This is a genomic window from Deltaproteobacteria bacterium, assembly GCA_009930495.1.
GTDB lineage: Bacteria > Desulfobacterota > Desulfovibrionia > Desulfovibrionales > Desulfomicrobiaceae > Desulfomicrobium.
Genome location: RZYB01000273.1, coordinates 1 through 2,484, shown reverse-complemented (window position 1 = coordinate 2,484; position 2,484 = coordinate 1). Strand labels below are relative to the sequence as shown.

Genomic DNA, 2,484 nt, shown 5'->3' with positions numbered 1-2,484 from the left:
CCCGCCGTCTCCAGCAACCTACCCGAAGGGTCGTGACCGGGCCGGTCACCTTCCTATTTGGTCTTGCACCGGATGGGGTTTACCGAGCTTGCCGCGTCACCGCGACAACTGGTGGGCTCTTACCCCACCTTTTCACCCTTACCCCGGCTTGCGCCGTGGCGGTTTGTTTCTGTGGCACTATCCCGGGGTCGCCCCCGCTGGACGTTATCCAGCATCCTGCCCTGTGGTGTCCGGACTTTCCTCCCCCGGCCTCGCGGCCGGCAGCGACAGCCTGTCCGGCTCCGTGAAAAAATCAATCATTCCCCGAGAAGTGGCGTTCCCAGTAGATGATGCGCTGACAGTTGGGGCAGCTCAGGATTTGCTCGCCCTTTTGCAGATCGATGAAGGTCTGGGGCGGGATGATGATGTGGCAGCCCTGGCACACGCCCTCGCTGACCGGGACGATGACCGGGCTCGGGATACGGTCCCGGATGAAATTGTAGCGGACCAGAATGGGCGCGGGCACGGCCTGGGAGGCCTGCTTTTTTTCTTTGTCCAGGATGTCCAGGCGGGCGCGTTTTTCGGCCATTTCCGCGTCCAGCGTGGACTGCTGGGCGGTGATGGTCGCGCCCAGTTCGTCGATGTCCTTCTGGAGGGTTTCCTTGCGGCCTTCCAGATCGCTCAGATCCGCCAGAAGATTGCCCTTCTCCTCTTCGCGCATCCGGTTTGTTTTTTCCAGATTGTCCATTTCACGCATCATGGCGTGATATTCCTTGGTGTTTTCCACCAACATGAGCTTGTTTTTGCTCTTTTTGACTTTCTGGGCATCGTTTTCGATTTCGCCTTCGATGCGTCCCTTCTGTTCCAGCAAGACGTTGATTTTTTCCTGAATCACGTCCTGTTGTTGCTGGAGGTAGGCCTTTTTTTCCTGCAGACTTTGTAATTGCTTGGGCGCCGCCTCGAGGGTGCGCTCCAGCTCGATCATCTCGGAATCCACTTTCTGCAGCACAACCAGCTGCTCGACTTGTTCGATATACAGGCTCAAGGTAACGTCCTCCTCAAAAATAACATGTCGTCCGGGCTGTTCCCCGGGATGGCTCTAGGCAAATGGGTCGTGGCCCGGGAGAAAGATGACCCGCGTTCCGGCCGGAGCCAGCTGCTCGGCCAGCTCCTGGCTCCAGGCGCGCATCATGGTTTCTTCAAGGCAAAAATGTCCGACATCCATGGTCAGGCCGAGATCCTGCACGGCCTGGGCCTGATGAAATTTGAGATCGCCAGTCAAAAAGACCTGCGCGCCCTGGGCAAAGGCCCGGGGGGCCAGATCCGCGCCGGAGCCTGGGCAGTAGGCGACTTTTTCGACCACCTCCGGCGCGCGGCCCACCAGACGTGGCACGCTGCCCAGGCGTGGCATGAGCAGGGTCGAAAATTCCGGCCAGCTCATGGCCCGGGGCAGGGCGCCAATGCAGCCGAAACCATACTCACGGCTAGGCGCGCTCAGGGCGAGTTCATGGATGATGGCGTCCGTTTCCGTGGCCCGGAGTTGGTCCAGTTCCTCGGGCCAGCATGTCCGTTCGGTCCAGCCGGGTTCGTTCTGGGTCCGCAGGCGGACCAGGGTCGGGGTTTCGCGGAACGTGACTTCCAGCACGCGGGTCCTTGTCAAACCCAGGGCCTTGCCCAGCCAGTTGACCGGACCTGCCGGGTTGGCGTCCAGGGATGTGTGGGCGCTGTACAGCCACATTTTTTTTTCCAGGCACATGGTGAGCACGTGGTGGAAGTCATCGACGCGGTCGGGCAGTTTTGGCGTCAGGGCCAGGGGATGATGGCAGAGCAGGAAGTTCGCCCCTTGGTCCACGGCTTGGCGCACGGTCTCGCTGCTTGGATCCAGGGCCACGGCCAGGGTCTTGATTTCGGCCACGGGCGACGCGATCTGTACGCCGCTTTTGTCCCAGGAGGCGGCCAGTCGCGGCCGGGCCGTGGACTCGATATGGGCGATCAGGGTCGAGGTTTGCATGAAGCTCCGTGCTGGGTTTGGTCCGTGTCGCGAGGCCTTGAAAAAAAAGGAAACTAGTAACCCGTTATCATGATGTCAATGCGGCGCACGACGCAAAAGGCTCCGGCCAAGGAGGGCCGGAGCCTTGGACCAGCGGCTGGCTCGGCGCCCGAAACCGGGCTGGACCTCGAAACATGGGCACCCCCCGACTGTCAATCATTATCTTGGCGCGCGACGCGGCGGCGCGTCTCATGAACCTGACCCGCGATTTCGTTTTTTTCTGGAAACGGACGTTTGGGGCGGCGTCGTGGAGCGTGGGGTCCTGGTGTGGACTTTTTTGGGTCGGGATTCCCCGCCGCGTGGATCTCCGGCCGGGGAGGTCGGCCTCCCGGCGGGTCGGGAGTCGCGCACCGGCCGTCGGTTTTCCTGGGGCATGAGAATGTGGTGCTGGCGCAGACGTTCCTCGTCGCTTCGGGCCACGTACAGGGGTTTGCCGCCGGGCGTGATGCCGGCGA

General features: G+C 61.6%; 2 protein-coding genes, 1 other RNA gene and 1 pseudogene. All 4 read right to left on the bottom strand.

Going from position 1 to position 2,484, the window contains the following annotated elements:
* Nucleotides 1-283, bottom strand: an RNA gene (gene rnpB / locus EOL86_13650) — RNase P RNA component class A; the annotation flags it as partial.
* 9 nt (nt 284-292) lie between these two features.
* Nucleotides 293-1,018, bottom strand: a complete 726-nt coding sequence (locus EOL86_13645; GenBank protein NCD26618.1) for a hypothetical protein — start codon at nt 1,016-1,018, stop codon at nt 293-295.
* Nucleotides 1,019-1,078: 60 nt separating this feature from the next.
* Nucleotides 1,079-1,990: pseudogene (locus EOL86_13640) on the bottom strand (Nif3-like dinuclear metal center hexameric protein).
* 228 nt (nt 1,991-2,218) lie between these two features.
* The coding region (locus tag EOL86_13635; protein ID NCD26617.1) for a hypothetical protein at nt 2,219-2,484 on the bottom strand (266 nt) is incomplete at its 5' end.